At 73.5% G+C, this 24,229-nt stretch carries 24 protein-coding genes; 18 read left to right on the top strand and 6 right to left on the bottom strand.

The window, feature by feature from the left end; translation table 11 throughout:
- Positions 1-127 precede the first annotated feature (127 nt).
- Together BLS70_RS01340 and BLS70_RS01335 are read left to right on the top strand one after the other, a co-directional pair.
- Positions 128-1,075, top strand: a complete 948-nt coding sequence (locus tag BLS70_RS01340) for a heme o synthase (protein ID WP_176946226.1) — start codon at positions 128-130, stop codon at positions 1,073-1,075.
- Complete coding sequence (locus tag BLS70_RS01335; protein ID WP_091763713.1) at positions 1,076-1,396, top strand: hypothetical protein; 321 nt, start codon at positions 1,076-1,078, stop codon at positions 1,394-1,396. It abuts the gene before it with no gap.
- 4 nt (positions 1,397-1,400) lie between these two features.
- On the opposite strand, the gene BLS70_RS01330 is transcribed toward BLS70_RS01335, so the two are convergent.
- Positions 1,401-2,345, bottom strand: coding sequence for a COX15/CtaA family protein (locus BLS70_RS01330; protein WP_091763712.1), 945 nt, complete (start codon positions 2,343-2,345; stop codon positions 1,401-1,403).
- Positions 2,346-2,508: 163 nt separating this feature from the next.
- On the opposite strand from BLS70_RS01330, the gene BLS70_RS01325 reads away from it, so the two are divergent.
- The 9 genes from BLS70_RS01325 to BLS70_RS01285 all read left to right on the top strand — a co-directional run bounded on the left by BLS70_RS01325 (position 2,509) and on the right by BLS70_RS01285 (position 10,846).
- Positions 2,509-3,318 (top strand): helix-turn-helix transcriptional regulator, encoded by an 810-nt coding sequence (locus BLS70_RS01325; RefSeq protein ID WP_255362153.1) that lies wholly within the window; start codon positions 2,509-2,511, stop codon positions 3,316-3,318.
- On the top strand, positions 3,315-4,751 hold the full coding sequence (gene sufB / locus BLS70_RS01320; protein ID WP_091763710.1) for a Fe-S cluster assembly protein SufB: 1,437 nt from the start codon (positions 3,315-3,317) through the stop codon (positions 4,749-4,751). Before BLS70_RS01325 ends, sufB begins: the two co-directional genes overlap by 4 nt.
- Positions 4,751-6,088, top strand: coding sequence for a Fe-S cluster assembly protein SufD (gene sufD / locus BLS70_RS01315; protein ID WP_176946225.1), 1,338 nt, complete (start codon positions 4,751-4,753; stop codon positions 6,086-6,088). The genes sufB and sufD overlap by 1 nt, the downstream gene beginning before the upstream one ends.
- A 2-nt stretch (positions 6,089-6,090) precedes the next feature.
- Positions 6,091-6,459, top strand: a complete 369-nt coding sequence (locus BLS70_RS01310) for a Rieske (2Fe-2S) protein (protein ID WP_091763709.1) — start codon at positions 6,091-6,093, stop codon at positions 6,457-6,459.
- 13 nt (positions 6,460-6,472) lie between these two features.
- Complete coding sequence (gene sufC, locus BLS70_RS01305; RefSeq protein WP_091763708.1) at positions 6,473-7,261, top strand: Fe-S cluster assembly ATPase SufC; 789 nt, start codon at positions 6,473-6,475, stop codon at positions 7,259-7,261.
- The gene (locus BLS70_RS01300; protein ID WP_091763707.1) at positions 7,258-8,565 is read left to right on the top strand and encodes a cysteine desulfurase; all 1,308 of its coding nucleotides are present in this window, start codon (positions 7,258-7,260) and stop codon (positions 8,563-8,565) included. The genes sufC and BLS70_RS01300 overlap by 4 nt, the downstream gene beginning before the upstream one ends.
- A gap of 10 nt (positions 8,566-8,575) precedes the next feature.
- Positions 8,576-9,058 (top strand): Fe-S cluster assembly sulfur transfer protein SufU, encoded by a 483-nt coding sequence (gene sufU, locus BLS70_RS01295; RefSeq protein WP_091763706.1) that lies wholly within the window; start codon positions 8,576-8,578, stop codon positions 9,056-9,058.
- The gene (locus BLS70_RS01290; RefSeq protein ID WP_091763705.1) at positions 9,055-9,453 is read left to right on the top strand and encodes a metal-sulfur cluster assembly factor; all 399 of its coding nucleotides are present in this window, start codon (positions 9,055-9,057) and stop codon (positions 9,451-9,453) included. Before sufU ends, BLS70_RS01290 begins: the two co-directional genes overlap by 4 nt.
- Before the next feature lie 157 nt (positions 9,454-9,610).
- Positions 9,611-10,846 carry an MFS transporter gene (locus BLS70_RS01285; RefSeq protein ID WP_176946224.1) on the top strand — a complete coding sequence of 412 codons (1,236 nt, stop codon included), beginning with the start codon at positions 9,611-9,613 and terminating at the stop codon, positions 10,844-10,846.
- 48 nt (positions 10,847-10,894) lie between these two features.
- On the opposite strand, the gene BLS70_RS01280 is transcribed toward BLS70_RS01285, so the two are convergent.
- The 3 genes from BLS70_RS01280 to BLS70_RS01270 all read right to left on the bottom strand — a co-directional run bounded on the left by BLS70_RS01280 (position 10,895) and on the right by BLS70_RS01270 (position 15,455).
- A complete protein-coding gene (locus tag BLS70_RS01280) occupies positions 10,895-11,509 on the bottom strand; it encodes a GNAT family N-acetyltransferase (protein WP_143030315.1) in 615 nt (204 codons plus the stop codon).
- A gap of 10 nt (positions 11,510-11,519) precedes the next feature.
- Positions 11,520-13,322 carry an SCO7613 C-terminal domain-containing membrane protein gene (locus BLS70_RS01275; RefSeq protein WP_143030314.1) on the bottom strand — a complete coding sequence of 601 codons (1,803 nt, stop codon included), beginning with the start codon at positions 13,320-13,322 and terminating at the stop codon, positions 11,520-11,522.
- A gap of 66 nt (positions 13,323-13,388) precedes the next feature.
- Positions 13,389-15,455: an SCO7613 C-terminal domain-containing membrane protein gene (locus BLS70_RS01270; RefSeq protein WP_255362152.1), complete on the bottom strand. Its 2,067-nt coding sequence runs from the start codon at positions 15,453-15,455 to the stop codon at positions 13,389-13,391.
- Positions 15,456-15,704: 249 nt separating this feature from the next.
- Here BLS70_RS01270 and BLS70_RS01265 point away from each other — a divergent pair, with 249 nt between their 5' ends.
- The 7 genes from BLS70_RS01265 to BLS70_RS01235 all read left to right on the top strand — a co-directional run bounded on the left by BLS70_RS01265 (position 15,705) and on the right by BLS70_RS01235 (position 22,717).
- The gene (locus BLS70_RS01265) at positions 15,705-17,306 is read left to right on the top strand and encodes an ABC-F family ATP-binding cassette domain-containing protein (RefSeq protein WP_091763700.1); all 1,602 of its coding nucleotides are present in this window, start codon (positions 15,705-15,707) and stop codon (positions 17,304-17,306) included.
- A gap of 150 nt (positions 17,307-17,456) precedes the next feature.
- Complete coding sequence (locus BLS70_RS01260) at positions 17,457-17,684, top strand: helix-turn-helix domain-containing protein (protein ID WP_091763699.1); 228 nt, start codon at positions 17,457-17,459, stop codon at positions 17,682-17,684.
- Positions 17,681-18,448, top strand: coding sequence for an enoyl-CoA hydratase/isomerase family protein (locus tag BLS70_RS01255; RefSeq protein ID WP_091763698.1), 768 nt, complete (start codon positions 17,681-17,683; stop codon positions 18,446-18,448). Before BLS70_RS01260 ends, BLS70_RS01255 begins: the two co-directional genes overlap by 4 nt.
- A 105-nt stretch (positions 18,449-18,553) precedes the next feature.
- Positions 18,554-20,452 carry an ABC transporter ATP-binding protein gene (locus BLS70_RS01250; protein ID WP_091763697.1) on the top strand — a complete coding sequence of 633 codons (1,899 nt, stop codon included), beginning with the start codon at positions 18,554-18,556 and terminating at the stop codon, positions 20,450-20,452.
- Positions 20,453-20,469: 17 nt separating this feature from the next.
- A complete protein-coding gene (locus tag BLS70_RS01245) occupies positions 20,470-20,934 on the top strand; it encodes an SgcJ/EcaC family oxidoreductase (RefSeq protein WP_091763696.1) in 465 nt (154 codons plus the stop codon).
- 65 nt (positions 20,935-20,999) lie between these two features.
- Complete coding sequence (locus BLS70_RS01240; RefSeq protein ID WP_255362151.1) at positions 21,000-21,824, top strand: sulfurtransferase; 825 nt, start codon at positions 21,000-21,002, stop codon at positions 21,822-21,824.
- Positions 21,825-21,883: 59 nt separating this feature from the next.
- Positions 21,884-22,717 carry an aminoglycoside phosphotransferase/kinase family protein gene (locus BLS70_RS01235; RefSeq protein ID WP_091763695.1) on the top strand — a complete coding sequence of 278 codons (834 nt, stop codon included), beginning with the start codon at positions 21,884-21,886 and terminating at the stop codon, positions 22,715-22,717.
- A gap of 24 nt (positions 22,718-22,741) precedes the next feature.
- Here BLS70_RS01235 and BLS70_RS01230 read toward each other — a convergent pair whose 3' ends face one another.
- Both BLS70_RS01230 and BLS70_RS01225 read right to left on the bottom strand, forming a co-directional pair.
- On the bottom strand, positions 22,742-23,470 hold the full coding sequence (locus tag BLS70_RS01230) for a DUF881 domain-containing protein (RefSeq protein ID WP_091763694.1): 729 nt from the start codon (positions 23,468-23,470) through the stop codon (positions 22,742-22,744).
- Positions 23,471-23,487: 17 nt separating this feature from the next.
- Positions 23,488-24,216 carry a sirohydrochlorin chelatase gene (locus BLS70_RS01225; RefSeq protein WP_091763693.1) on the bottom strand — a complete coding sequence of 243 codons (729 nt, stop codon included), beginning with the start codon at positions 24,214-24,216 and terminating at the stop codon, positions 23,488-23,490.
- Positions 24,217-24,229: the final 13 nt, after the last annotated feature.

The raw sequence follows: 24,229 nt of genomic DNA, 5'->3' as shown, positions 1-24,229 counted from the left end.
TCCGGGCCCACACCGCGAGGTGGCCGGGGCACCGGCCCGTCTACAGTGGCCGGAGTTCACATCGTCGTTCTCGAAGGGACACCTTGGTGCCCTGCTGCCCGCGCGCCGCCGCGCTCGAGGGCACCCGGTGACCGCGCTCTCCGAGCGCTTCACCACCGCCCGCCAGGAGGGCCGGACCACCGGCCGCACCGCCGCGGTCCGGGCCCGGGTGCTCGCCTACGTCGGCCTCACCAAGCCGCGCATCATCGAGCTGCTGCTGGTGACGACCGTGCCGGCGATGATGCTCGCCGCCCGCGGCTGGCCCTCCTTCTCGCTCCTGCTCGCCACCCTGGTCGGCGGCACGCTCGCGGCCGGCGCGGCGAACGTCTTCAACTGCTATTTCGACCGCGACATCGACCGGCTGATGCAGCGCACCCAGAAGCGGCCGTTGGTGACCGGCGAGGTCACGCCGCGCGCCGCACTGGTCTTCGGGTTCGTCCTGACGGTCAGCTCGATCGCGCTGCTCGCCGCGACCACCACGCTGCTGGCCGCGGCGCTGGCGGCGGCGGCGATCTTCTACTACGCCGTGCTCTACACGATGGTGTTCAAGCGGCACACCCGCCGCAGCACCGAGTGGGGCGGGGTACCGGGGGCGGCCCCGGTCCTCATCGGCTGGGCCGCGGTCACCGGGTCGCTGGACTGGCCCGCGGTCGTCGTCTTCGCCGTCGTCTTCTGCTGGCAGATGCCGCACTTCTGGGCGCTGGCCCTGCGCTTCAAGGACGACTATGCGCGCGCCGACGTCCCGATGCTGCCGGTGGTCACCACCGCGCTGTCGGTCGGCCGGCAGAGCGTCGCGTGGGCCTGGGCGACCGTCGCCGTCTCGCTGCTGCTCTGGCCGGTGGCCACCGGCTACGGCATCGGCCTCGGCTACACGATCCCGGCGATCCTGCTGGGCGGCTGGTTCGTGGTGGAGGCCCACCGCCTGCTGGCCCGCATCAAGCGCGGCGGCGACATGAAGCCGATGCAGCTGTTCCACGTCTCGATCTCGTACCTGGCGCTGCTCATGGTCGCGATCGTCGTCGACGCCATCGTCTGAGTGCGGCGCGAGCTCCCGGACCGGGACTGGAAGGCGCTGGGACCCGGAGCGCTGATCGGGCCGGACGGGCGCACCTACCGGCGTCGGACGACGCGCATCGAGCGTGCGGACGCCGAGGCGCTGGCCGAGGGCGGCTGCCCGGTGGTGACCTACCTGCCGGGTGGGCGGCTGGTCTGGCACGACGAGGACGACGCCTGGCCGGCCTGGGCCGATGCGCGGGCCGCCCTCACCACCGGGATGCCGGACCCGGACTCGGTGACCGGCGGCCGGTGGGAGTCAGCCGACGGCGGCACCGCGCTGGTCCTCGTCTGGCACGACTGACCGGTCAGCGGGTGGCGACGGCGGGCCGCGAGGGCGCGCTCAGCGGGACCTCGGACGCCGGCCCGCGCACCGACCAGACCAGCCGCGCGGTGAACGCGGTGATGAGCACCGCGCCCAGCATGTGCAGCAGCACCAGCGCGATCGGCAGCTCGGTGAAGTACTGGACGTAGCCGACGACGCCCTGGGCGAGCTGGACGACCAGCAGGTCGCGGGCCGCCCGGCGCACGCGGTCGGGGGAGTCCGTCGCGTAGAGCGCGACCAGCAGCGCGACGGTCAGCCCGATGAGCAGGAAGACGACGTCGGCGTGCAGCTGGCTGATCAGCTCGGTGTCGACGCCGATCCGGTCTCCGGTCGGGACGTCGGCCTCGTCCACGTCGCCGCTGTGCGGGCCGCTGCCCGTGACGATGGTGCCCAGCACCAGCACCGCCGCCGTCGCCGCGGCGATCCCCCAGGTGAGCAGGACGAACGGGCGGCGCAGCAGGGGCTCGCCGACCCCGGGCTCGCGGGACCGGAGCCACAGGGTGGTGGCCAGCGCGACGAGCACCGCGGAGACCAGGAAGTGCGCGGCGACGGTCCACGGGTTGAGCCCGGTCAGCACGGTGACGCCGCCCAGCAGCGCCTGGGCGGGGATGCCGATGAAGGTCAGGGCGGCCAGCCGGCGCAGGTCGTGCCGCGCGGAGCGCCACACCGCGACGACGGTGGCGATCGCCACGGCGGCGAGGACGAAGGTCAGCAGCCGGTTGCCGAACTCGATGACGCCGTGCCCGGCCAGCTCGGGCGTGGTGGTGAAGCTCTCGGACGTGCAGCGCGGCCAGGTCGGGCAGCCCAGGCCGGAGCCGGTCAGCCGGACGGCGCCGCCGGTGACGACGATCAGCCCGTTCGCGACGGCGTTCGCCAGGGCGAGGCGCGAGATGGTCGCGGAGGAGAAGGAGGTGGGCAGGACCGGCACGCCTCAGATGTTAGACAAGGACCGCGCTGCCCCCCGCCGCTCGCAGGCTCGCAGCGGCCCCTGCAGCGCGGCCGTGGTGACCCTGCTCACGGAGCGGGCGCTGGAGATCACTTCTTAGGTCCACCTTGCTTGCAGGGTCCTCGATTTAGGACACACTCTTGTTGTGGAAAGCGCCGTGGCACCCCCGCGCTCGTCGGCTCCGGCCGACGACGGGCGTACCCGCGACCGCGTCAGCGCCCTGCTCCTCGAGCACGGGCCGCAGACCGCCACCGAGCTCGCCGCGCGGCTGGGCATCTCGCCGGCTGCCGTCCGCCGGCACCTGGACTCGCTGGTCGCCGCCGGCCGCATCGAGGAGCGGGTCGCCCGCGATGCGCATCGTGGTCGGGGTCGCCCCGCCCGGCGGTTCCACCTCACCGACGCCGGCCGCTCCGCCTTCCCGCACGCGTACGACGACCTCGCGCTGACCGCGCTGCGGTACGTCGCGGCCGCCGGTGGTCCGGACGCCGTGCGTGCCGTTGCCGAGCAGCAGCTGGCCGGTCTCGAGGCACGCGCCTCCAGCGCCGTGCAGAGCGCCGTCGACGCGGCCGGGGGAGCGCCGGTGGACCGGGCCCAGGCCCTGGCCGCCGCGCTCACGGCCGAGGGCTACGCTGCCACGGCCTCGGCGATCTCCGGCGGGGGGCAGCTCTGCCAGCACCACTGCCCGGTGGCGCACGTGGCCGCGGAGTTCCCCCAGCTGTGCGAGGCCGAGACCGCGGTGATCGGCCGGCTCGTGGGCAGCCACGTGCAGCGGCTGGCCACGATCGCCCACGGTGACGGGATCTGCACCACACACCTCCCAGGACCGTTGCGTCCGGGGAACAGAACGGCCCCCGCACGCCCTGTACCTGGTGAGCGAGCAGCGCCCCACAGCGCGCCCACCAGCCAGTCCAGCAGCACTGCCCCTGAGATCGACCGGGAGAGGACGCCCGCATGACCAGCACCCAGCAGCCGGCTACGCCGCTGACGCAGGACGAGCAGATCGAGCAGCTCGGCCGTTACGAGTACGGCTGGGCCGACGCCGACGTCGCCGGTGCCTCCGCCCGCCGCGGTGTCGACGAGGACGTCGTCCGCGACATCTCGCGCCGCAAGAGCGAGCCCGAGTGGATGCTCGAGCGCCGCCTGAAGGCCCTCAAGCTCTTCGGTCGCAAGCCCATGCCCGACTGGGGCTCGGACCTCTCCGGCATCGACTTCGACAACATCAAGTACTTCGTGCGGTCCACCGAGGCGCAGGCCGCCTCGTGGGAGGACCTGCCCGACGACATCAAGAACACCTACGACCGGCTGGGCATCCCCGAGGCCGAGAAGCAGCGTCTGGTCTCCGGTGTCGCCGCCCAGTACGAGTCCGAGGTCGTCTACCACCAGATCCAGAAGGAGCTCGAGGACCAGGGCGTCATCTTCCTGGACACCGACTCGGCCCTGAAGGAGCACCCGGAGATCTTCCAGGAGTACTTCGGCTCGGTGATCCCGTCCGGCGACAACAAGTTCGCCGCGCTGAACACCGCCGTGTGGTCGGGTGGCTCGTTCATCTACGTGCCGCCGGGCGTGCACGTCGAGATCCCGCTGCAGGCCTACTTCCGGATCAACACCGAGAACATGGGCCAGTTCGAGCGGACGCTGATCATCGTCGACGAGGGCGCTTACGTGCACTACGTCGAGGGCTGCACCGCGCCGATCTACAAGAGTGACTCGCTGCACTCGGCCGTCGTCGAGATCATCGTCAAGAAGAACGCGCGCTGCCGGTACACGACCATCCAGAACTGGTCGAACAACGTCTACAACCTGGTCACCAAGCGGGCCGTGGCCCACGAGGGCGCGACCATGGAGTGGGTCGACGGCAACCTCGGCTCCAAGGTGACGATGAAGTACCCGGCCGTCTGGATGACCGGCGAGCACGCCAAGGGCGAGGTGCTCTCCATCGCCTTCGCGGGCGAGGGCCAGCACCAGGACGCCGGCGCCAAGATGGTGCACGCCGCACCGCACACCTCCTCGACGATCATCAGCAAGTCCGTCGCCCGTGGCGGTGGCCGCACCTCCTACCGCGGCCTGGTCCAGATCGACGAGGGCGCCTACGGCTCCAAGTCGACCGTGAAGTGCGACGCCCTGCTGGTCGACACGATCAGCCGGTCGGACACCTACCCCTACGTCGACGTCCGCGAGGACGACGTCTCCATGGGTCACGAGGCGACCGTCTCCCGCGTCAGCGACGACCAGCTCTTCTACCTCATGAGCCGCGGCCTGTCCGAGGACGAGGCCATGGCGATGGTGGTGCGCGGGTTCGTCGAGCCCATCGCCCGCGAGCTCCCCATGGAGTACGCCCTCGAGCTCAACCGGCTCATCGAGCTGCAGATGGAAGGTGCCGTCGGCTGATGACCGACCAGAACACCGGTACGGCCGACCTGAACACCGGCACGACCGATCTCACCACCCAGCCGGCCACCCTCGCCTCGGAGCTCTTCGCTCCGGGCGTGGGTGCGCAGGCCGGCCCGCCGACCACCCCGGCGTCCGACACCGGCACCGCCGGTAACGCGTCGCCCGGCGCGCACTCGCACGGTGGACCCACGCCGACCGGCTCGCCGCCGGAACGGCTCACCTCCACCGACCCGGACGTCTTCGGCGTGCCGACCGGTCGCGAGGAGACGTGGCGGTTCACGCCGATGAAGCGGATCCGTCCGCTCCTGGACGGTGCCGCCTCCGACGCGAGCCTCACCTGGGCGACCGATCTGCCCGAGGGCGTCGAGCTGACCAGCGTGGAGGCCGGCGACCCCCTGCTCAAGGGTCTGCCGGAGCCGGTCGACCGGCTGGCCGCCCTGACCCGCCAGCGGGCCGGCGGCGCTGCCGTCGTCCGCGTGGCCAAGGAGGCCCAGCTGGACCGCCCGGTCACGCTCGGCCTGGCCGGCACCGGCGGCGACGACGTCGTCTGGAGCCAGCTGGTCGTCGAGGTCGGCGCGTTCGCGAAGGCGACCGTCGTCCTGGACCACACCGGCCCGGCCAAGTACTCCGGCGGCGTGACGGTGCTCGTCGGCGACGGCGCGCAGGTCACCCTCGTCTCCATCCAGGACTGGGCGTCCGGCTCCGTGCACGGCGGCCAGTACGACGCCGTCGTCGGGCGCGACGCCATCTACAAGCAGGTCGTGGTCACCCTCGGCGGTGACCTCGTGCGCCTGGTCAGCAATGTGCAGTACGCCGGTACCGGCGGACGCGCGGACCTCTTCGGCGTCTACTTCTCCGACGAGACGCAGCACCAGGAGCACCGGCTCTGGGTCGACCACGCCGTCCCGAACTGCACCAGCAACGTGCTCTACAAGGGCGCGCTGCAGGGCGAGGGTGCGCGCACGGTCTGGATCGGCGACGTCCGCATCCGCCCGGCGGCGACCGGCACCGAGACCTACGAGCTCAACCGCAACCTGGTCCTCACCGACGGTGCACGGGCCGACTCGGTGCCCAACCTGGAGATCGAGACCGGTGAGATCGTCAGCGCCGGCCACGCCAGCGCCACCGGCCGGTTCGACGACGAGCAGCTGTTCTACCTCTGCTCGCGCGGCATCGACGCCGAGACCGCCCGCCGACTGGTCGTGCGCGGCTTCTTCGCCGACGTCGTCCAGAACATCGGGATCGACGCCATCCAGGACCGCCTGATGGGCACCATCGAGACGCGCCTCGGTGCCCTGCCGGGTCTGGACGAGCAGCCGGTCGAGGTCGCCTGACCATGGCCTTCGAACGCGTCTGCGCACTGTCCGACGTCCCCGAGAACGGCGCCCTGCGCGTCGAGCTCTCGGACGTCGACGTCGCCGTGGTCCGGTTCGAGGGTCAGCTGTACGCCCTCGAGGACCGGTGCTCGCACGCCGACGTCCCGCTGAGCGAGGGGGACGTCGAGCAGTTCGGCGGCGCCCCGACCATCGAGTGCTTCCTGCACGGCTCGTGCTTCGACCTGCGCACGGGCGAGCCCACCAACCTGCCGGCGACCGAGCCGGTCGACGTCTACCCGGTCCGCGTGGAAGGGGAGGACGTGCTCGTCGACACCGAAGCTGAGGCAACGGCGAGCGCCGTCGAGTCCTCCCACGCGGCCGGCAACTGAGGAGCGAGAAGAAGTGTCCGTTCTGGAGATCCGCGACCTGCACGTGACGGTCGGCGAGGGTGACGACGCCAAGGAGATCCTCCGTGGCGTCGACCTGACCGTCCGCTCGGGCGAGACCCACGCGATCATGGGCCCCAACGGGTCCGGCAAGTCGACCCTGGCCTACTCGATCGCCGGGCACCCCAAGTACACCGTCACCGGCGGCACCGTGACCCTCGACGGCGAGGACGTCCTCGCCATGAGCGTCGACGAGCGCGCCCGCGCCGGCCTGTTCCTCGCGATGCAGTACCCCGTCGAGGTCCCCGGCGTCTCGGTGTCGAACTTCCTGCGCACCGCCGCCACGGCGATCAAGGGCGAGGCCCCCAAGCTGCGCACCTGGGTCAAGGACGTCAAGAGCGAGATGGAACTGCTCGAGATGGACTCCGCCTTCGCCGAGCGCAACGTCAACGAGGGCTTCTCCGGTGGTGAGAAGAAGCGCCACGAGATCCTGCAGATGCGCCTGCTCAAGCCGGCCATCGCGATCCTCGACGAGACCGACTCCGGTTTGGACGTCGACGCGCTGCGGATCGTCTCCGAGGGCGTCAACCGCACCCGCGAGGAGGGCGAGATCGGCGTCCTGCTGATCACGCACTACACGCGGATCCTGCGCTACATCAAGCCCGACTTCGTCCACGTCTTCGTCGCCGGCAAGGTCGTCGAGGAGGGTGGCGCGGAGCTCGCCGACAAGCTCGAGAACGAGGGCTACGCCGCCTACGTCAAGGACTCCAACGAGCAGGCCGCTGCGGAGGTTGCCAGCGCATGACCCAGACCGTCTCGCGTCCTGTCGGGGCGCACGAGCCGCTGCCCCTGGACGTCGAGGCGATCCGGGCGGACTTCCCGATCCTGACGCGCACCGTCCGCGACGGGAAGCGGCTGGTCTACCTCGACTCCGGCGCCACCTCGCAGAAGCCGCGGTCGGTGCTGGACGCCGAGCGCTGGTTCTACGAGAACGTCAACGCCGCTCCGCACCGGGGGGCCCACGCACTCGCCGAGGAGGCGACTGGTGCCTACGAGGCCGCCCGCGCCACCATCGGCGGGTTCATCGGCGCACCGGACCGGGAGATCGTCTTCACCCGCAACACCACCGAGGCGATCAACCTGGTGGCCTACGCCCTCTCCAACGCCGCCACGGCGAAGGAGGAGGAGTTCCGCACCTACGCCGTCGGCGAGGGTGACGAGATCGTGGTCACCGAGATGGAGCACCACGCCAACCTGGTGCCCTGGCAGCAGTTGTGCGAGCGGACCGGCGCGACCCTGCGCTGGCTCGGCCTCACCGACGATGGCCGGCTGGACCTCTCCGACCTGGCCACGGTGGTCAACGAGCGCACCAAGCTCGTGGCCGTGACCCAGCAGTCGAACATCCTGGGCACGATCAACCCGCTCGGCGACATCATCGCCCGGGCGCACGAGGTCGGTGCCCTGGTGCTGGTCGACGGCGCCCAGTCGGTGCCGCACCAGCCGGTCGACGTCACCGAGCTCGGCGCGGACTTCCTGGTGTTTTCCGGGCACAAGATGCTGGGGCCCACGGGCGTCGGCGTGCTCTGGGGCCGCTACAAGGTGCTCGACAAGCTGCCGCCGTTCCTGACCGGTGGCTCGATGATCGAGGTCGTGCGCATGGAGGCCTCGACCTTCGCCGCGCCGCCGCAGCGCTTCGAGGCCGGCGTGCCGATGACCGCGCAGGTGATCGGCCTGGCCGCGGCCGTCGAGTACCTGCAGGACCTCGGCATGGACCGCGTCGAGGAGCACGAGAAGGCCCTCACCGGCTACGCGCTGCAGAAGCTCGCCGAGATCCCTGGCGTCACCGTCATCGGCCCGCCCGACACGGTCGCCCGCGGGGGAGCGGTGTCCTTCACCGTCGAGGGCATCCACCCGCACGACGTGGGGCAGGTCCTCGACGACCACGGCATCGCCGTACGCGTGGGGCACCACTGCGCCTGGCCGGTGGTGCGCCGCTACGGCGTCCCGGCGACCACCCGCGCCACCTTCTACGTGCACAACGGCTACGACGACATCGACGCCCTGGCGGACGGAATTCGGGCGGCCCAGAAGTTCTTCGGAACTGCGTGAGGTCGATCTGATGCAGCTGGAGTCGATGTACCAGGAGATCATCCTGGACCACTACAAGAACCCGCACGGGCGTGGACTGCGCGAGCCCTTCGAGGCCGAGGTGCACCACGTCAACCCGACGTGCGGCGACGAGGTGACGCTCCGACTGCACATCGAGAACAACGCAGCGGGCGACGCCGTCGTGTCTGATCTGTCGTACGAGGGCATGGGCTGCTCGATCAGCCAGGCCTCGATCTCGGCGATGTACGACCTCGTCCTCGGCAAGAGCGTCACCGAGGCCCTCGCCACCGGCGAGGACTTCATGACGCTGATGCAGGCCAAGGGCGACCCCACCGTGGCCGAGAAGCTCGAGGACAGCCTGGAGGACGCCGTCGCGTTCGCCGGCGTCTCGAAGTACCCGGCCCGCATCAAGTGCGCGCTGATGAGCTGGATGGCGTTGAAGGACGCCTCCGCCCGGGCACTGGCCACCACGACCCCTGGAGGAACGTCATGAGCGCCGACAGCAGCACCGAGAACGCCACTCCCGCCACCGACGGTGCGCCGGGCGACCTGCCCGCCTACAAGTCGGCCCTCCTGGAGGATCTCGAGGAGGCCATGCGCGACGTCGTCGACCCCGAGCTGGGCGTCAACGTCGTCGACCTCGGCCTCGTCTACGGCCTCGACGTGGACGACAACAACATCGCCATCATCGACATGACGCTGACCTCGGCGGCCTGCCCGCTGACCGACGTCATCGAGGACCAGGCCCGCCAGGCCCTCACCGGTGGCCCCGGCCCCGGGCTCGTGGACGACATCCGGATCAACTGGGTCTGGATGCCGCCGTGGGGCCCGGACAAGATCACCGACGACGGCCGCGAGCAGCTCCGCGCCCTCGGCTTCCGCGTCTGACGCGCTAGCACCTCCACTTCTGGGGTGTTCTTCCCGCTTCTCCGGTCCTGCAGGACCCGATGAGCGCGAGGAACACCCCAGAAGCGGGTCCGGGGTAGTTCGGAAACGCCGCTGTTCGGCGCCGCTGCGGGACGCCTGCGTCTGCTTGACTGCCCGCGTGTCCAGCAGCGGAGTGCTGGCCTACCCGGCCTTCGTGCGCCTCTGGCTGTCCGGCACCGTGTCGTGGCTGGGCTCGTTCACCTTCGGCCTGGCCCTCCAGCTGCTGCTGATCGAAACGCTGTCCGCGGACCAGACCGCGATCGGCTTCGTCCGCGCGGCGCAGTGGCTCCCCGCCGTCGCCGTGGGCCTGCTCGCGGGCGTGCTCACGGACCGGATGCGCCGTCGTCCCGTGCTGATCGCCGCCGACACCGCGACCGCGCTGGCGACGGGGACCATCGCCGGCCTGGCGTTCGCCGGTCTGCTGACCGTGCCGGTCCTGGCCGTCCTGGTGGCCGTCGTGGGCTCGGCGTCGATGTTCTTCCACGCCGCGCACCAGTCCTACCTGCCGCAGCTGGTGCCCATGGAGCTGCTGCCGGTCGCCAACGCGCGCGTGGAGCAGACCACGACGGCGGCCGAGGCGGTCGGTCCGCTGGTGGTCGGGGTCCTGGTCCGGTTCCTGTCCGCTCCCGTGGCCATCCTGTTCAACGCGGTCAGCCACGCCGTGGCCGCGCTGCTGCTGGCGTCGATCAGGGTCCACGAGCCGACACCTGCGCGGCAGCCGGACCGGCAGCTGTGGCGGGAGCTGCGGGAGGGCGGCTCCTGGGTGTACCGCCACGGGACGCTGGCTCCCTACGCCGTCTCCCTGCATCTCTGGTTCCTCGCGAACTCGGCGCTCATGACGGTCTTCGTCTTCCATGCCACCGAAGAGCTGGGCCTGAGCGCGCTCACGGTCGGGCTCGTGCTCTCGTGCGCGGGCATCAGCGGGGTGGTCGGCGCCGGCCTGGCCCCCCGCGCCGCCGAGCGCCACGGCGTGGGCCGGGTCTGCGCGGCCGCGGCATGGCTGCACCCGCCCGCGTACCTGTTCCTCCTGCTGGCCCCCGCGGGCACCACCGGGGCGGCCCTGCTGGTGGCCGGCCAACTGCTGCACGGGCTGGGTTCGGGCATCAAGGGGCCGCTGGACCTCAGCTACCGCAACGCGGTGACCCCGGACCGGCTGCGGGCGCGCATGAACGGCACCATCCGGGCGTTCAACTGGGGGTCGATCGCTCTCGCGGCTCCGCTGGCCGGTCTGGCGGCGACGGCGTACGGCGACGGGCCGGTCATCGCGGTGGGTATCGGGGTGCTGGCGCTCTCGGCGCTGGTGCTCACCCTCTCGCGGTTCCGGCGTGCGGAGATGCCGGCCGCCTACGCCTGACCGGTGGTCGACCCACCGCGGCCACCTACGACGCCTGCCAGGCGTCGGTCAGCCGGCGGATCGCCGTGGTTCGGCTGACGCCGCTGGCCCGCCGGGAGCGGTGACTGCGTCGCCGGCCGTGGCGTAGGAGACGGCCGCGGCGGTGGCCAGCCGGTCGAGCACGTCGGCGAGCGTCCACCGCCCGGGGGCGTCAAGGGCGTGGACGACCATCCGGGCCGTGGGCGAGCCGTCGAAGGACGGCGGGTGGAAACAGAGCCCGAAGGGCGCCGGCGCACCGCCGTTCGCGGCGTAGAAGGCGATCCGACGCTCCCGGCTGCGCACCTCGTCCGTCGTGAGCCCGGGCTCGGCCGGATCCTCGACCTCGAACAGGACGGCGACCCCCAGCGTTCGGATCTGCTCCACCATCCGGGCGCCGTACCCACCTCCCCGCGCACCGCTGCGGACGGCCAGGTACTCCAGGAAGTGCGTGTCCTCCGCCAGCGGTATGAGCGAGGCGAATGCGACGACGCGACCCTCCGAGCGCAGCACCAGGCAGGTCCGGCTCCGACCCAGCTCGGCGGCGAGCACGGCCGTGGGCACGCGTTCGTTCGCCGGGAACGCTTCTTCGTAGATGGCCAGTACGTCGGCCAGATCGGCCGCCACGAGAGGCTCGGGGATGCTCATGCGTGCCGGGTCAGCGGAGGTCGGCCAGGCGGGTGGCGAAGCCTGCGACCGGACGTCGTTCCCGGCGCGCACCGATGGCGAGCAGGACCCCGCCGACGACCAGCGCGGACGCCACCGGCCACGGCAGCGCACGCACGCTGAGCCCCAGGGCCAGCGCCAGCGCCGTCCCCGCACCGATCTCCAGGGGCGCGCGCAGGGCGCGACGACCGCCGGCGACCAGTACCGCAGCCGCGACGACGAGCACGGCGACCGCCCGAGGCGCGTCCGCCGCGACGACGGCCAGCACCGTCGAGGGGACGGCGGCGACCACCAGCCCCGGCCCCCAGTTCGCCCACGAGCTGCCGCGCAGCAGGCCCGGGCCTGCGGCCAGCAGCAGTCCGGCCGCTGCGGGAAGCGAGTACCACTCGACCGCGCCGACGTCGGCCGACGCCGCGGCCACCCACGCGGCCACCACCAGCTGGGCGGCGCCCACCCGCCAGGCCTCGCGGGACAGCTCGGCGTCGTCGGCCGTGCGCTGCGTGGTCCAGGTGCGCCAGGCCCAGAGCAGCGTGCACGTCCCCTGCACGGCCAGCAGGGCGGCGAGCACCCACGGCCGGTCCCGGGCCACGACGAGCAGGACGGCGGCGGCCGCGCAGACGGCGGCGGCGATCGCGGTCGCCCGGCGGGAGGCGGTGTCCAACTCGGCGCCGGCCGCCATCGCGACGGCGTAGAGGGCGGTCAGCGCGGTCGCGGCGGCGGTCGGTGAGAGCACCCCGTCCGGGATGGCGAGCAGCGCCGCGCCCGCCAGGCTCCACACCGCCACCGGCAGGGCCAGCGGCCGGTCCTCCGGTCGGCGCACCGCCACCCAGACCGTGGGCAGGGCGGTGAGGACGAGCAGGACCGACAGCGCGGTCCACTCCTGACCGGCGAGCAGCCTGCCCACGCTCAGCGCCGTCATCACCGTGCCGGCCGCGAGGGAAAGGGGGAGGAACAGCCCGCGCCTCCACGCGGTCAGCACCGCCGCCGCCACGCTGGCCAGCAGGACGCCCGCATACCCGGCGGCAGTGACGGCTCCGGTCCCGAGTGCGGAAGACGCCCCCGTGACGGCGGCACCCGCGACCGCTCCGGCCAGCACCGGGGCCGCCTTGGGTGGTCCGGTCAGCGGCTCGAGCACCCGGCGCAGGCGGGTGACCACGAGTCCGAGGCCGGCGACGACCACCAGGGATGCCGAGACGGCGCGCTCGGTGCCCGTGCCGGTCCACGCGGTGGTGGAGCCGCTGACGACGCCGGCCACCCACCACGGGACCGTGGTCAGCAGGGCCAGGCGCGCCACGACCGGCCGGCCGAACAGCGCGATGCCCAGACCCATCAGCGCGACGCCGAGGTAGGCCTGGGTGCGGAGTGCGTCCGGCACGGCGTCGAGGACCTGGAGGACGGCGAGCTGCGCGGCCACCCAGGAGGCCATGGGCCACGTCGCGGTGCTGGGCGCCACCCGGTGCAGCGCCAGGAAGACGGCGGCGAGCAGGGCGGTCGCGGCGGCGTAGCCGAGCGCGTCACCCCCGACGGCGGAGGCGCTCACGGCGAGGCCCGTGGCGCTGGCCGCCAGCACCTCCTCGGAGCTGCGCAGCCGTGCGCGAGCGGAGCGCAGCGAGAAGCCGGCGGCGACGGCGGCCAAGGCGAGCAGCAGGGCGCGGGCCGGGGTGCCCCCGTAGGCCGACGCGACCGCGGCGCCGGCGCTGACCAGCAGGACCGCACCCACAGCCAGCAGCACCTGGGGTGGGCGGGTGCGATAGGGCAGGGGAGGGAGTGGTGCCGTGGCGACCGGTTGCTGCATGACCGCCTCCTTCCCGTCCCCCGAGGTGTCCCCACCGTAGGGCGGGGCGCCGGGGCGGGCACCCGGTCAGCGCATCTGGCCGACCCAGGCGACGGCCTCGCGCGCCTGCTGCCGGCGCCGTTCGTAGGTGCCGCCGAGCACGAGCAGCAGGATCCCCGCGGTCCCGAGGGTGAGCCAGCGGGGGAGCAGCGGGGCGAACGGGGCCAGCCGCCCGACCGTGACCAGCAGCAGGACGCCGGCGCCGACGACGAACGGTGCCTGCCGGTGGAGCAGCGTGCCGGCGACGACGAGCGCGCACGCCGCGGCGATCACCAGCACGAGGCGCAGCGCGGTCGGTTCCGCGACGACCACCAGCGCTGACGGGACCAGCGCGACCCCGGCTGCGGCGCCCTCGGCGGCCCAGGACGGCGCGCCCGACCGCAGCGCGGGCAGCGCGACCACGAGCAGTCCCAGCGCCGCGGGCAACGTGTAGGCCTCCGGTGTCTCGACGCCCGCGCCGCCGACGGCGATCCAGGAGGCGACCACGAGGTCGGCCACCGCGAGGACGCCGACCCACCGCCGTCCCGCGACCACGGCGTAGCTCCCCGCGGCGATGCCCACGATGCCGAGTTGCAGCCCGACCTGCCCCCACGCCTCGACGTCCCCGGAGGTGGCGCCGGCCGCCAGCCCGACAGCGGCGCCGACAGCCGCGCACACCCCTTCCTCGGGCAGCCCCCTGCGCAGCGTGGCGACGGCGAAGGCGCCGGCGGCCAGCAGCGCCAGCAGGAGCCCGGCGGTGGTCGCGGCGAACACGGCGTCGGCTCGGGCCAGCAGGACCGCGGCGGCAGGCGCGAGCAGCGCGGCGGTCGCGGCGGGACAGCGCAGCGCGGGCACGCGGACGGCGGCCACGACGGCGGGGACCGTGGCCGCGAGCGCCACGACCGCGAGTTCGGCCCAGCGCTCCGCGTCGGCGAGCAGGGCTGCATGCGCGAGGACGAGGGCGCTCCCCGCGGCCACGGCACCCGCCACAGGCTCCGGACGTTCTCCCAGCAGCGCAGCGACGGTCAACAGGCTCAGGCCCAGCGCCGCGGCGATCCACCATCCGACGTCGCCGGCGTGCTGCAACGAGCCGGCGAGGGCGAGCCCCACCACGGCGCCGACCGCGCCGGGCACGGTCCAGGGCGGCAGCCCGGGGGCAGCCCCGGGGGAGCGGCGTGCGTGCGCCACGGCGGCGGCACCGGCGAGGGCGAGCACCCCGGTGGACGTCCACGAGTCCCCGGGACCGGCCCAGACGGACACCGCGAGCCCGCCCAGCACTCCGGCACCTCCGGCGAGCTGGGCCAGGCGCCGGGCGACCGGCACCAGCGGCGCGCGCAGCCGCTGGGCCGCGGCGAGGTCGGCCGCCGCGAGGGCGAGGGCTGCGGCCACCCCCGCGGGCCCGGTCAGCAGCTCGTCGCCCAGCAACAGGAAGGGGAGCGGCTGCGCGGCCAGGAGCGCGGTGAGCGGCCACATCGCCGTCGTCCGGGTCAGGCGGCCGAGCGACAGCGCCACGAGGACGACGACGGTGCAGCAGATCGCCGACCAGTGCCGCAGCGGCACGTCCTCCAGGGCGAACAGTCCCAGTGCCCGCGCGGCGAACAGGTCGATGACGAGCAGCGCCGCGGCCGCGGCGGCCAGCGCCTCCTCGGTGGCGCGCAGCCCGCGGCGGGCGCTCCACGAGGAGAAGCCGGCTGCCAGCGCGGTGGCCGTGAGCATCGCTCCGGCCTGGAAGACGATGCCGAAGCGCGTCCAGCCGACGGCGACGAAGGTGATGCCCGCCGCGACGACGAGCAGCGCGCCGAGGCCGAGCAGCACCTGCTGGGGGCTCAGCCGCCGGACAGGGCGGGGCGTGGGCGGGGGGAGCGAAGGCAGCGGCGGGGGAGCGGGCGGCGGGGGCGGCGCACCACCCACCGGCGGCGCCGCGGGGAAGCCGGGTGTGCCGGCACCCGTGGGCGACCGCGTGGCCGGTACGGGAGGGGGTGCCGGCACGTGGGCGCCGACCGGCGCGGAACCCGCGTGCAGGGGCGCGTGCGGGGCGGCGGCACGCAGCGAGGCCAGGAGCGCGTCCCGGTCACGCGCCAGCTCGGTGAGCGTCGTCCCGATGCGGGCGACCACGTGCGCCGCGTGCGCGGCGGCCGGCAGCCCGCAGGAGGGACACGGACCCGCCCCGACGTCGCCGGTCGGCCGGCCGCACACCGGGCACCCCGTTCCCCACCCCGCCGCACCCGGTCGCATGTCGGCATCCTGGCCGCTCCGACGCCTGCGCGGGGGCGTTTCCACAGAACACGCCCGGGCGGGGGATGACGTCGATGTCACCCCGGAAACGTGGGGGGTATCGCACGGCGAGCGCCTACCCTGGGTTCAGTGATCACGACGACCGGCCTCGAGCTCCGCGCCGGCGCCCGCATCCTCATCAGCGAAGCCAACCTGCGCGTGCAGCCGGGTGACCGCATCGGCCTGGTCGGGCGCAACGGCGCCGGCAAGACCACCACTCTCACCACGCTCGCCGGTGAGCGCGTCCCGCACGCCGGCAAGGTGGAGATCTCCGGCGAGCTGGGCTACCTGCCGCAGGACCCGCGCAGCGGCGACCTGGACATCACCGCCAGCGACCGGGTGCTCTCCGGGCGAGGGCTCGACGTGATCCGCAACCAGCTGGTCAAGGCGCAGATCGCCATGGCCGAGCCGGCCGACGACGCCGAGCAGGACAAGGCCGTGCGGCGCTACGGCCGGCTGGAGGACCAGTTCGCAGCTCTCGGTGGCTACGCCGCCGAGAGCGACGCGGCCCGCATCTGCACCAACCTCGGCCTGCCCGACCGCGTGCTCGCCCAGCCGCTGCGCACGCTCTCCGGTGGCCAGCGCCGCCGCGTCGAGCTCGCCCGCATCCTCTTCTCCGACGCCGAGACGCTGCTGCTCGACGAGCCCACGAACCACCTGGACGCCGACTCGATCACCTGGCTGCGCGGCTTCCTCACCAGCCACCGCGGTGGGCTCATCGTCATCAGCCACGACGTCGAGCTGCTCGAGGCCGTCGTCAACAAGGTGTGGCACCTGGACGCCAACCGCGCCACGGTCGACATCTACAACCTCGGCTGGAAGCGCTACCTGGAGCAGCGGGAGACCGACGAGCGCCGCCGCAAGCAGGAGCGGGCCAACACCGAGCGCAAGATCGACACGCTCAACGCCCAGGCGGACAAGATGCGCGCCAAGGCCACCAAGGCCAAGGCCGCCAAGAGCATGGACAAGCGGGCGGAGCGGCTGGCCGCGGGCCTGGCCGACGTGCGCGTGGCCGACAAGGTCGCCAAGCTGCGCTTCCCGACGCCGGCCGCGTGCGGCAAGACGCCGCTGTTCGCCGAGGGGCTGTCCAAGAGCTACGGCTCGCTGGAGATTTTCACCGACGTCGACCTGGCCGTGGACCGGGGGACGCGCGTCGTCGTCCTCGGGCTCAACGGCGCCGGGAAGACGACGCTGCTGCGGATGCTGGCCGGCACGGAGCTGCCCGACACCGGCGAGGTCAAGGCCGGGCACGGACTGCGCGTGGGCTACTACGCCCAGGAGCACGAGACGATCGACATGGACCGCTCGCTGCTGGAGGTCATGCGGTCCGCGGCGCCCGACAGCACCGACACCGAGCTGCGGCGCATCCTCGGCGCCTTCCTCTTCACCGGCGAGACCGTCGACCAGCGCGCCGGCACCCTGTCCGGCGGCGAGCGCACCCGCCTGGCCATGGCGACGCTGGTCGTCTCCGGCGCCAACGTGCTGCTGCTCGACGAGCCGACCAACAACCTGGACCCGGCCAGCCGCGAGCAGGTGCTCGAGGCGCTGCGCACCTACACCGGTGCGATCGTGCTGGTCACGCACGACGAGGGCGCCGTCCGGGCGCTCAACCCCGACAAGGTGATCCTGCTGCCCGACGGCACCGAGGACGCCTGGAGCGAGGACCTCGCGGACCTGGTCGAGCTGGCCTGATTCTCGCGTGGCCGGGGGCCGGTCACTGGGTGATCATGGGTTGCCAGGGGCCGTGGTCAGCGGGACGGCGGCGCCACAGGGACAGCCATGAACCGGGCACGCGCGCGTCGGCTCGACGCGTCCGGCTCGGGGCTGACACGGAGGGGAGCCATGGCCGACTCGAGCACTGCCGACCTGGGCAAGGGCAAGCGGATCACCGGTGGGGACCGGAGCACGCTCGCCGACGAACTGCGCAAGCGTTACGACGGCGGCGAGAGCATCCGCTCGCTGGCGGAGTCGACCAAGCGCTCCTACGGCTTCGTCCACCGGCTGCTGTCCGAGTCGGGTGCCACGCTGCGCAGCCGCGGTGGTGCCAACCGGAACACCAAGAAGGCGTGAGCGCGCCCGACGCCTTCGTCCGCACCGCCCGAGACGGCGCCGTCCTCACCGTCACCCTCGACCGGCCCGAGCAGCTCAACGCGCAGACGCCGGCCACCTGGGCTGCGCTGGCCTCGGTCGGGGAGTCGTTGGACGACGAGGTCCGCGTGGTCGTCCTGCGCGGGGCCGGGCGGTCGTTCTCCGCCGGCCTCGACCGCAGCCTGTTCAGCCCGGAGCCCGGCACCGACGGCGGGCTGGGCGACCTGGGCCGGGCGCCGACGGCGGAGGCCGAGGAGCGCATCCGCGGTTACCAGGCCGGGTTCCGCTGGCTGCGCAGGCCGGGCATCGTCTCGATCGCCGCCGTGCAGGGGCACGCCATCGGGGCCGGCTGCCAGCTGGCCCTGGCCTGCGACCTGCGGGTGCTGACCGAGGACGCGCAGCTCCGGCTCCCGGAGCCCACGCTCGGTCTCGTCCCCGACCTGACCGGCACCAGCAACCTCGTCGAGCTGGTCGGCTACTCGCGGGCCATGGAGATCTGCCTGACCGGCCGCCCGGTGGGCGCCGCCGAGGCGCACGCGATGGGGCTGGCCAACGTCGTCGTCCCGCGCGAGCAGCTCGACGACGCCGTCGCGCAGCTGACTGCGGCGCTCCTGGCCCCGCCGGTGGCCGCCAGCCGCGCGAGTGCAGCCCTGGTGCGATCGGCCGTGCGCAACGACCCGGAGACGCAGGACGCCGCCGAGCGGTCGGCGCAGGTGCTGCGGCTCCAGGAGCTCGCCGGTCGCTGAACCGTCAGCGCTCGGTGGAACGCTCGACCCCGGCGGAACAGCGCCCCGCCGGCCGGCGTTGGCCGCAGGGCTGGTGGTGTCATCGGCACGGCGACACGAGGAGGCATGTCCGTGACCCCGAACATGACCTCCATGGCGGCGATGCGGTCGTTCCGCCGTGACCCCTCGGTCGTCGGGCGGAAGCTGCCGCCGGGCACCGTGCGCCGCATCCTCGGCGTCGCCCGTCCCTACCGGCGCGACCTCGGGTTCTTCCTCCTGCTGGTGGTCGGCTCCTCGCTGATCGGCGTGATCACCCCGCTGCTCGCCGGCGACATCGTCAACCGGATCGCCTCGCTCGACGGGACGTCGGGGGACATCGTCCGGATCGCGCTGTTCATCGCCGGCCTCGCCGTCGTCGACGCCGCCATCTCGCTGGGCACCCGGTGGTACTCCGCACGCATCGGCGAGGGTGTCATCTACGACCTGCGCAGCAAGGTCTTCGCGCACGTCCAGCGCATGCCGGTCGCCTTCTTCACCCGTACGCAGACCGGTGCGCTGGTCAGCCGGCTGAACAACGACGTCGTGGGCGCCCAGCAGGCCTTCACCTCCACCCTCTCCGGCGTCGTCTCCAACGTCATCGGCCTGGTCCTGACCGCCGGCGTGATGCTGACGCTCTCCTGGCAGATCACCCTGCTCTCGCTGGTGCTGGTGCCGCTGTTCGTGCTGCCCGCCCGGCACATCGGCGGGCGCCTGCAGGAGATCACCCGGGAGTCCTACGAGCTCAACGCGTCGATGAACGCGACGATGACCGAGCGGTTCAACGTCGCCGGCGCGCTGCTGGTCAAGCTGTTCGGCCGGCCCGACGCCGAGGAGCGCTCCTTCAGCGCCCGCGCCGCCCGTGTCCGCGACATCGGCGTCCTGTCGGCCATGTACGGGCGTTTCTTCTTCACCGCGCTCACCCTCGTCGCCGCCCTCGCGACCGCACTCGTGTACGGGCTGGGCGGGCACCTGGCGTTCACCGGCTCGCTGAGCCCCGGCGACGTCGTCGCGCTGGCGCTGCTGCTGTCCCGCCTCTACGGCCCGCTCACCGCCCTGGCCAACGTCCGGGTCGACGTCATGAGCGCGATGGTGAGCTTCGACCGGGTCTTCGAGGTGCTGGACCTGCCGCCGATGATCCGCGAGGCCGACGACGCCGTCCCGGTGCCGGCCGACGACCGGTCGATCGAGTTCGACTCCGTCTCGTTCAGCTATCCCGCGGCCGAGGACGTGTCGTTGCCGTCACTGGAAGAGGTGTCGCTCCCCGAGCACGGCGGCCCGGTCGACGTGCTGCACGACGTCTCCTTCCGCGTCGAGCCGGGCCATCTGGTCGCCCTCGTCGGGCAGTCCGGGGCAGGCAAGACGACCATCGCCAGTCTGGTGTCGCGGCTGTACGACGTCACGGGCGGCGCGGTGCGGGTCGGTGGTGTGGACGTGCGGCAGGCGACGCTCGCGTCGCTCCGCGATGCCATCGGGGTGGTCAGCCAGGACGCTCACCTGTTCCACGACACGATGCGCAACAACCTGCTCTACGCGCGCCCGGAAGCCAAGGAGGAGCAGCTCTGGGCAGCGCTGGACGGGGCGCACATCGCCGAACTGGTCCGCACCCTGCCCGACGGTCTGGACACCGTCGTCGGCGACCGCGGGCACCGGCTCTCGGGCGGCGAGAAGCAGCGGCTGGCGATCGCCCGTGTGCTGCTGAAGGCCCCGGGCATCGTGATCCTGGACGAGGCCACCGCGCACCTGGACAGCGAGTCCGAGGCCGCCGTCCAGCGGGCCCTGGACACGGCCCTGAGCGGCCGCACCTCGCTGGTCATCGCGCACCGGCTCTCCACCGTGCGCAGCGCCGATCAGATCCTCGTGGTCGACGACGGTCGCATCGTGGAGTCGGGCACGCACGCGGAGTTGCTGGCACTCGGTGGGCGCTACGCCGACCTGTACCGCACCCAGTTCGCCGACGGCGGGGCCCGACCGGTCGGCGTGGCCTGACCACTACCGTCGCTCCTGTGACATCCGCGCATCCGCACGACGCCCAGATCCGTTCCCTCTACGCCGCCTACCTCGACGGCTGGAACCGGCGCAGCGGAGCAGCGGTGGCGGCGTGCTTCGCCGACGACGGCGACATCGTCGGCTACGACGGCACCCACCACCACGGGCGGCTTGCCATCGCCGCCGACCTCCGGCAGATCTTCGGCAGCCACCAGACCGCCGCCTACGTCGCCGTCATCCGCTCCGTGCGCGCCGCGGCTCCCGGGGTGGCCGTGCTCCTCGCGCACGCCGGCATGATCCCGCCGGGCGGCACCGACGTGGAGCCGCAGTTCCACACCGTCCACACCATGGTCGCGGTGGACGACGGGGGCGGCCGCTGGCGCATCCAGCTCCTCCAGGCCACCCCCGCGGCCTGGCACCAGCACCCCGAGGCCCGCGACGCCCTGACCGAGGAGCTGCGCGGCCTGCTGGCCCCCCAGTGACCACCGACCCTGCTTTTCCGCGGAAAGGCGGCCCGCTTTTCCGCGGAAAAGCGGATGACGTGCTGGTGTCCGCCGACGAGTTGATGGCGGCAGGGGAGCGGCCGGTGCTGCTGGACGTGCGCTGGGCACTGGGCGACGACCGCGGCCGCGAGAAGTACCTCGCCGGTCACCTGCCCGGCGCGGTGTTCGTCGACCTCGAGTCCGAGCTCGCCGACCCACCCGAGCCCGCTCGTGGCCGACATCCGCTGCCGTCGGTGCAGCGACTGGAAGCAGCTGCACGCCGGTGGGGGATCGACGCGGATCGGCCCGTCGTCGCCTACGACGACAGCGGCGGGCTCGCGGCCGCCCGGGCGTGGTGGCTGCTCCGCTGGGGCGGCGTGCACGACGTGCGGCTGCTCGACGGCGGGCTCTCTGCGTGGGTGCGGTCCGGCGGCGGGCTCGGGACCGGCGACGTCGTCCCACCGCCCGGGGACGTCGTCCTGACCGGCGGCGGGATGCGGGTGCTCGACGCCGACACCGCAGCGGCGTTGCCCGATCGCGGCGGGGTGCTGCTGGACGCCCGTGCAGCCGAGCGCTACCGCGGCGAGGTCGAGCCGGTCGATCCGCGGGCCGGGCACGTGCCGGGTGCGACGAGCGCCCCCACGACGGGCAATCTCAGCGGCGACGGCACCTTCCTCCCACCGGCGGAGCTGGCGGAGCGGTTCGCCGCGCTCGGCGTGCGGCCCGGAGCGGACGTCGGCGTCTACTGCGGGTCCGGGGTGACCGCCGCGCACGAGGTGACGGTGCTGGCGGCCGCGGGCATCGAGGCGGCGCTGTGGCCCGGGTCGTGGTCGCAGTGGTCGGCCGACCCCGACCGCCCGGTGTCGATCGGGGAGGAGCGCCGGTCGTAGGCCGCCGCGGCCCGGCAATCCGCGTGCCCCCGGAACAGGCCGCTGGTATACCCCGCCCCATGGTGGAGGAGGCGGAACAGCGACTGGCGGGCGGCAGCTTCAGCGAGGTGCACCGTTCGGGGAACGAGGTGCTCCGCCGGTCGCACTCGTGGAGCCCCACGACCGTCGGATTGCTCGCCCATCTGCACCGGGCCGGCTTCACCGCGGTACCCCGCCCCCTGGGAACCGGCTTCGCGGCCGACGGGCGTGAACGGCTCGCGTTCGTCGACGCGGAGCCCCAGGGGGACCGGCCGTGGTCCGACGACGGCATCCACGAGCTGGGACGCCTCCACCGCCTGCTCCACGAGGCCGCGGCCGGCTACCGCCCGGCGTCCCCGGCGTGGTCCCGTGGCTGGCCGCGGGGCCTGCCCGAGCACGACACGGACATGGTGATCGGCCACGGCGACCCGGGTCCCTGGAACGTGTTGGGCCGCGACGACCACCCGGTGAGCCTCGTCGACTGGGACACGGCCGGGCCCGTCGGCCGGCGCTGGACGGTGGCGGAGACCGCGTGGCTCAACGCGCACCTCTACGACGACGACGTCGGAGAACGCCGGCGGCTGCCGGGTCCGGCCGCCCGCGCGCGCCAGGTCAGGCACTTCGCCGACGGCTACGGGCTGGCGCGGCCGGATCGTGCCCGCCTGGTGGCGGACATGGTGGAGGTCGCCGTCCGCAGCGCCGCGCACGAGGCCACCGCGTCCGGGGTGACACCCGACGGCGCGTCCAACCCCCCGCGACCCGGTGCCGGCTGGCCCTTCACCGGCGATGACCTGACGTGGACCCTGGCCTGGCGGGTGCGCAGCGCGCGCTGGATGCTCGACCACCGTGCGGAGTTCACCGCGGCGCTGGCGTAGGACCCCGAGCACCGGCCCGAGGACTCAGCCGCCGCGGACGACGCTCTCGACCCTCAGCTCGTCGGACCGGGTGACCGTGGCCGAGGCGCCGACGCGGGCGACGTCGTCGACCACGCCGCCGGAGACGTTCAGCGCGACCTCCAGATCGGTGGGCGGCCCGATCGCCACGATCTCGTAGGGAGCGTCCAACCCGGTCCCGTCCACGGTGAGCGCGTCGGGGCGGCCGCCCACGTAGCTGGACGCCACGACCCGAACCCCGTCGATCTCGATGGCCTCGGCGCCGGCACCGCGGAGCTCCTGGATGGCGTCGAGCAGCACGGCCGTCGTCACCGCGCCCTCCCGGTCCTGGATGACGACGCGCAGGCCGGGACCGCGGGCGGGCAGCGTGCCGTTGAGGATGCCGATGGCCTCGGCCCGCCGCTGCGCCTCCGCGAGCGCGGAGCCCGACTGCGTCCGGCCGCCGCTGAGCTCCTCGACCGCCTGCTCCCGCTCGCCGAGCTGCGAACGCAGCTGCTCCTCGCGGGTGTCCAGCTCGTCGAGGATCCGGACGAGGTCCTCCTCGGTTGCCCCGGTCCGCTCCTCGGCCTTCTCGGTGCTCTGGATCTGGACGACGAGCGCGAAGCCCAGCGCCAGCGCGAGCGCCGTCGTGACGACGCCGGAGATCACCTTGTCCCACCGCCGGCCGCTCTGCGTGGTGGTCCCGGGGCCGGGGGTGCTCTCGGTCGGTGGCTGGTCGCCGACGGGGTCGCTCATCGTGGACCCACAGTAGGTCACCGACCGGCCGGAGCCGCCTCGCCCGGAGCCGGTGCGACGGCGGCGTCGTAGCGGTCGAGCAGGACGGCGGCGATGCGCGGGTCCGGCAGCAGGGGAGCGGTGACCAGGTCCGCCCCGGCCGCGCCCAGCTTGTCGTGGAAGTGGCCGGGGGCGAGCAGGTAGGAGGCCAGCACCACGCGCTCGGCGCCGCCCCGCCGGGCCGCGGCCACGGCGTCGGGCACCGGCGGCTGGGCTGCGGAGCCGTACCCGGTCGTCACCGGACCCGCCCACGACCGCTGCAGCAGATCGGCGGTGTTCCGGACGTCGGCCACCGATCGCGGGTCGCTTGAGCCCGCGGCTGCCAGCACGACGGCGGTGCGCGGGTCGCGCGGGTCGGCCCCGGCCTCGGCCAGCCGGTCGAGCAGGACGGCGACCAGCCGGGGATCTGGCCCCAGCGGTCGGGCGGCGACGGTGCCTTCGGCGTCCGCGACGGCGCCCGCGATGTCCACGTGCACGTGGTAGCCACCCGACAGCAGCAGTGGGACGACGACGGCGGGGCGTCCTTCGGCGGAGAGGCCGGCCACCACGTCCACCACGGTCGGGGGCTGCACGTCGACGAAGGCCGCGGTGGTGACCAGGCCCGGGCGCAGCTCCTTGGCGGCCAGGGCGAGCTCGGCGATCAGCCGCCGGCCGGTGGGGCTGCGGGTGCCGTGCGCGCAGGCGATGAGGACAGGTCGTGCACTCATCGTCGCGTCCCGG

Source organism: Blastococcus aurantiacus (genome assembly GCF_900102425.1).
GTDB classification, from domain to species: domain Bacteria; phylum Actinomycetota; class Actinomycetes; order Mycobacteriales; family Geodermatophilaceae; genus Blastococcus; species Blastococcus aurantiacus.
The sequence above is the reverse complement of the archived record's forward strand: the minus strand, read 5'-3'. Positions and strand labels throughout refer to the sequence as shown.

Bases quoted from the DNA above. Each gene is read 5' to 3' on its own strand.
- sufB (WP_091763710.1), top strand. From the start codon at position 3,315: ATGACCAGCACCCAGCAGCCGGCTACGCCGCTGACGCAGGACGAGCAG.
- sufD (WP_176946225.1), top strand. From the start codon at position 4,751: ATGACCGACCAGAACACCGGTACGGCCGACCTGAACACCGGCACGACC.
- BLS70_RS01310 (WP_091763709.1), top strand. From the start codon at position 6,091: ATGGCCTTCGAACGCGTCTGCGCACTGTCCGACGTCCCCGAGAACGGC.
- BLS70_RS01300 (WP_091763707.1), top strand. From the start codon at position 7,258: ATGACCCAGACCGTCTCGCGTCCTGTCGGGGCGCACGAGCCGCTGCCC.
- sufU (WP_091763706.1), top strand. From the start codon at position 8,576: ATGCAGCTGGAGTCGATGTACCAGGAGATCATCCTGGACCACTACAAG.
- BLS70_RS01290 (WP_091763705.1), top strand. From the start codon at position 9,055: ATGAGCGCCGACAGCAGCACCGAGAACGCCACTCCCGCCACCGACGGT.
- BLS70_RS01280 (WP_143030315.1), bottom strand. From the start codon at position 11,509: ATGAGCATCCCCGAGCCTCTCGTGGCGGCCGATCTGGCCGACGTACTG.
- BLS70_RS01275 (WP_143030314.1), bottom strand. From the start codon at position 13,322: ATGCAGCAACCGGTCGCCACGGCACCACTCCCTCCCCTGCCCTATCGC.
- BLS70_RS01260 (WP_091763699.1), top strand. From the start codon at position 17,457: ATGGCCGACTCGAGCACTGCCGACCTGGGCAAGGGCAAGCGGATCACC.
- BLS70_RS01250 (WP_091763697.1), top strand. From the start codon at position 18,554: ATGTCCGTGACCCCGAACATGACCTCCATGGCGGCGATGCGGTCGTTC.
- BLS70_RS01235 (WP_091763695.1), top strand. From the start codon at position 21,884: ATGGTGGAGGAGGCGGAACAGCGACTGGCGGGCGGCAGCTTCAGCGAG.
- BLS70_RS01230 (WP_091763694.1), bottom strand. From the start codon at position 23,470: ATGAGCGACCCCGTCGGCGACCAGCCACCGACCGAGAGCACCCCCGGC.
- BLS70_RS01225 (WP_091763693.1), bottom strand. From the start codon at position 24,216: ATGAGTGCACGACCTGTCCTCATCGCCTGCGCGCACGGCACCCGCAGC.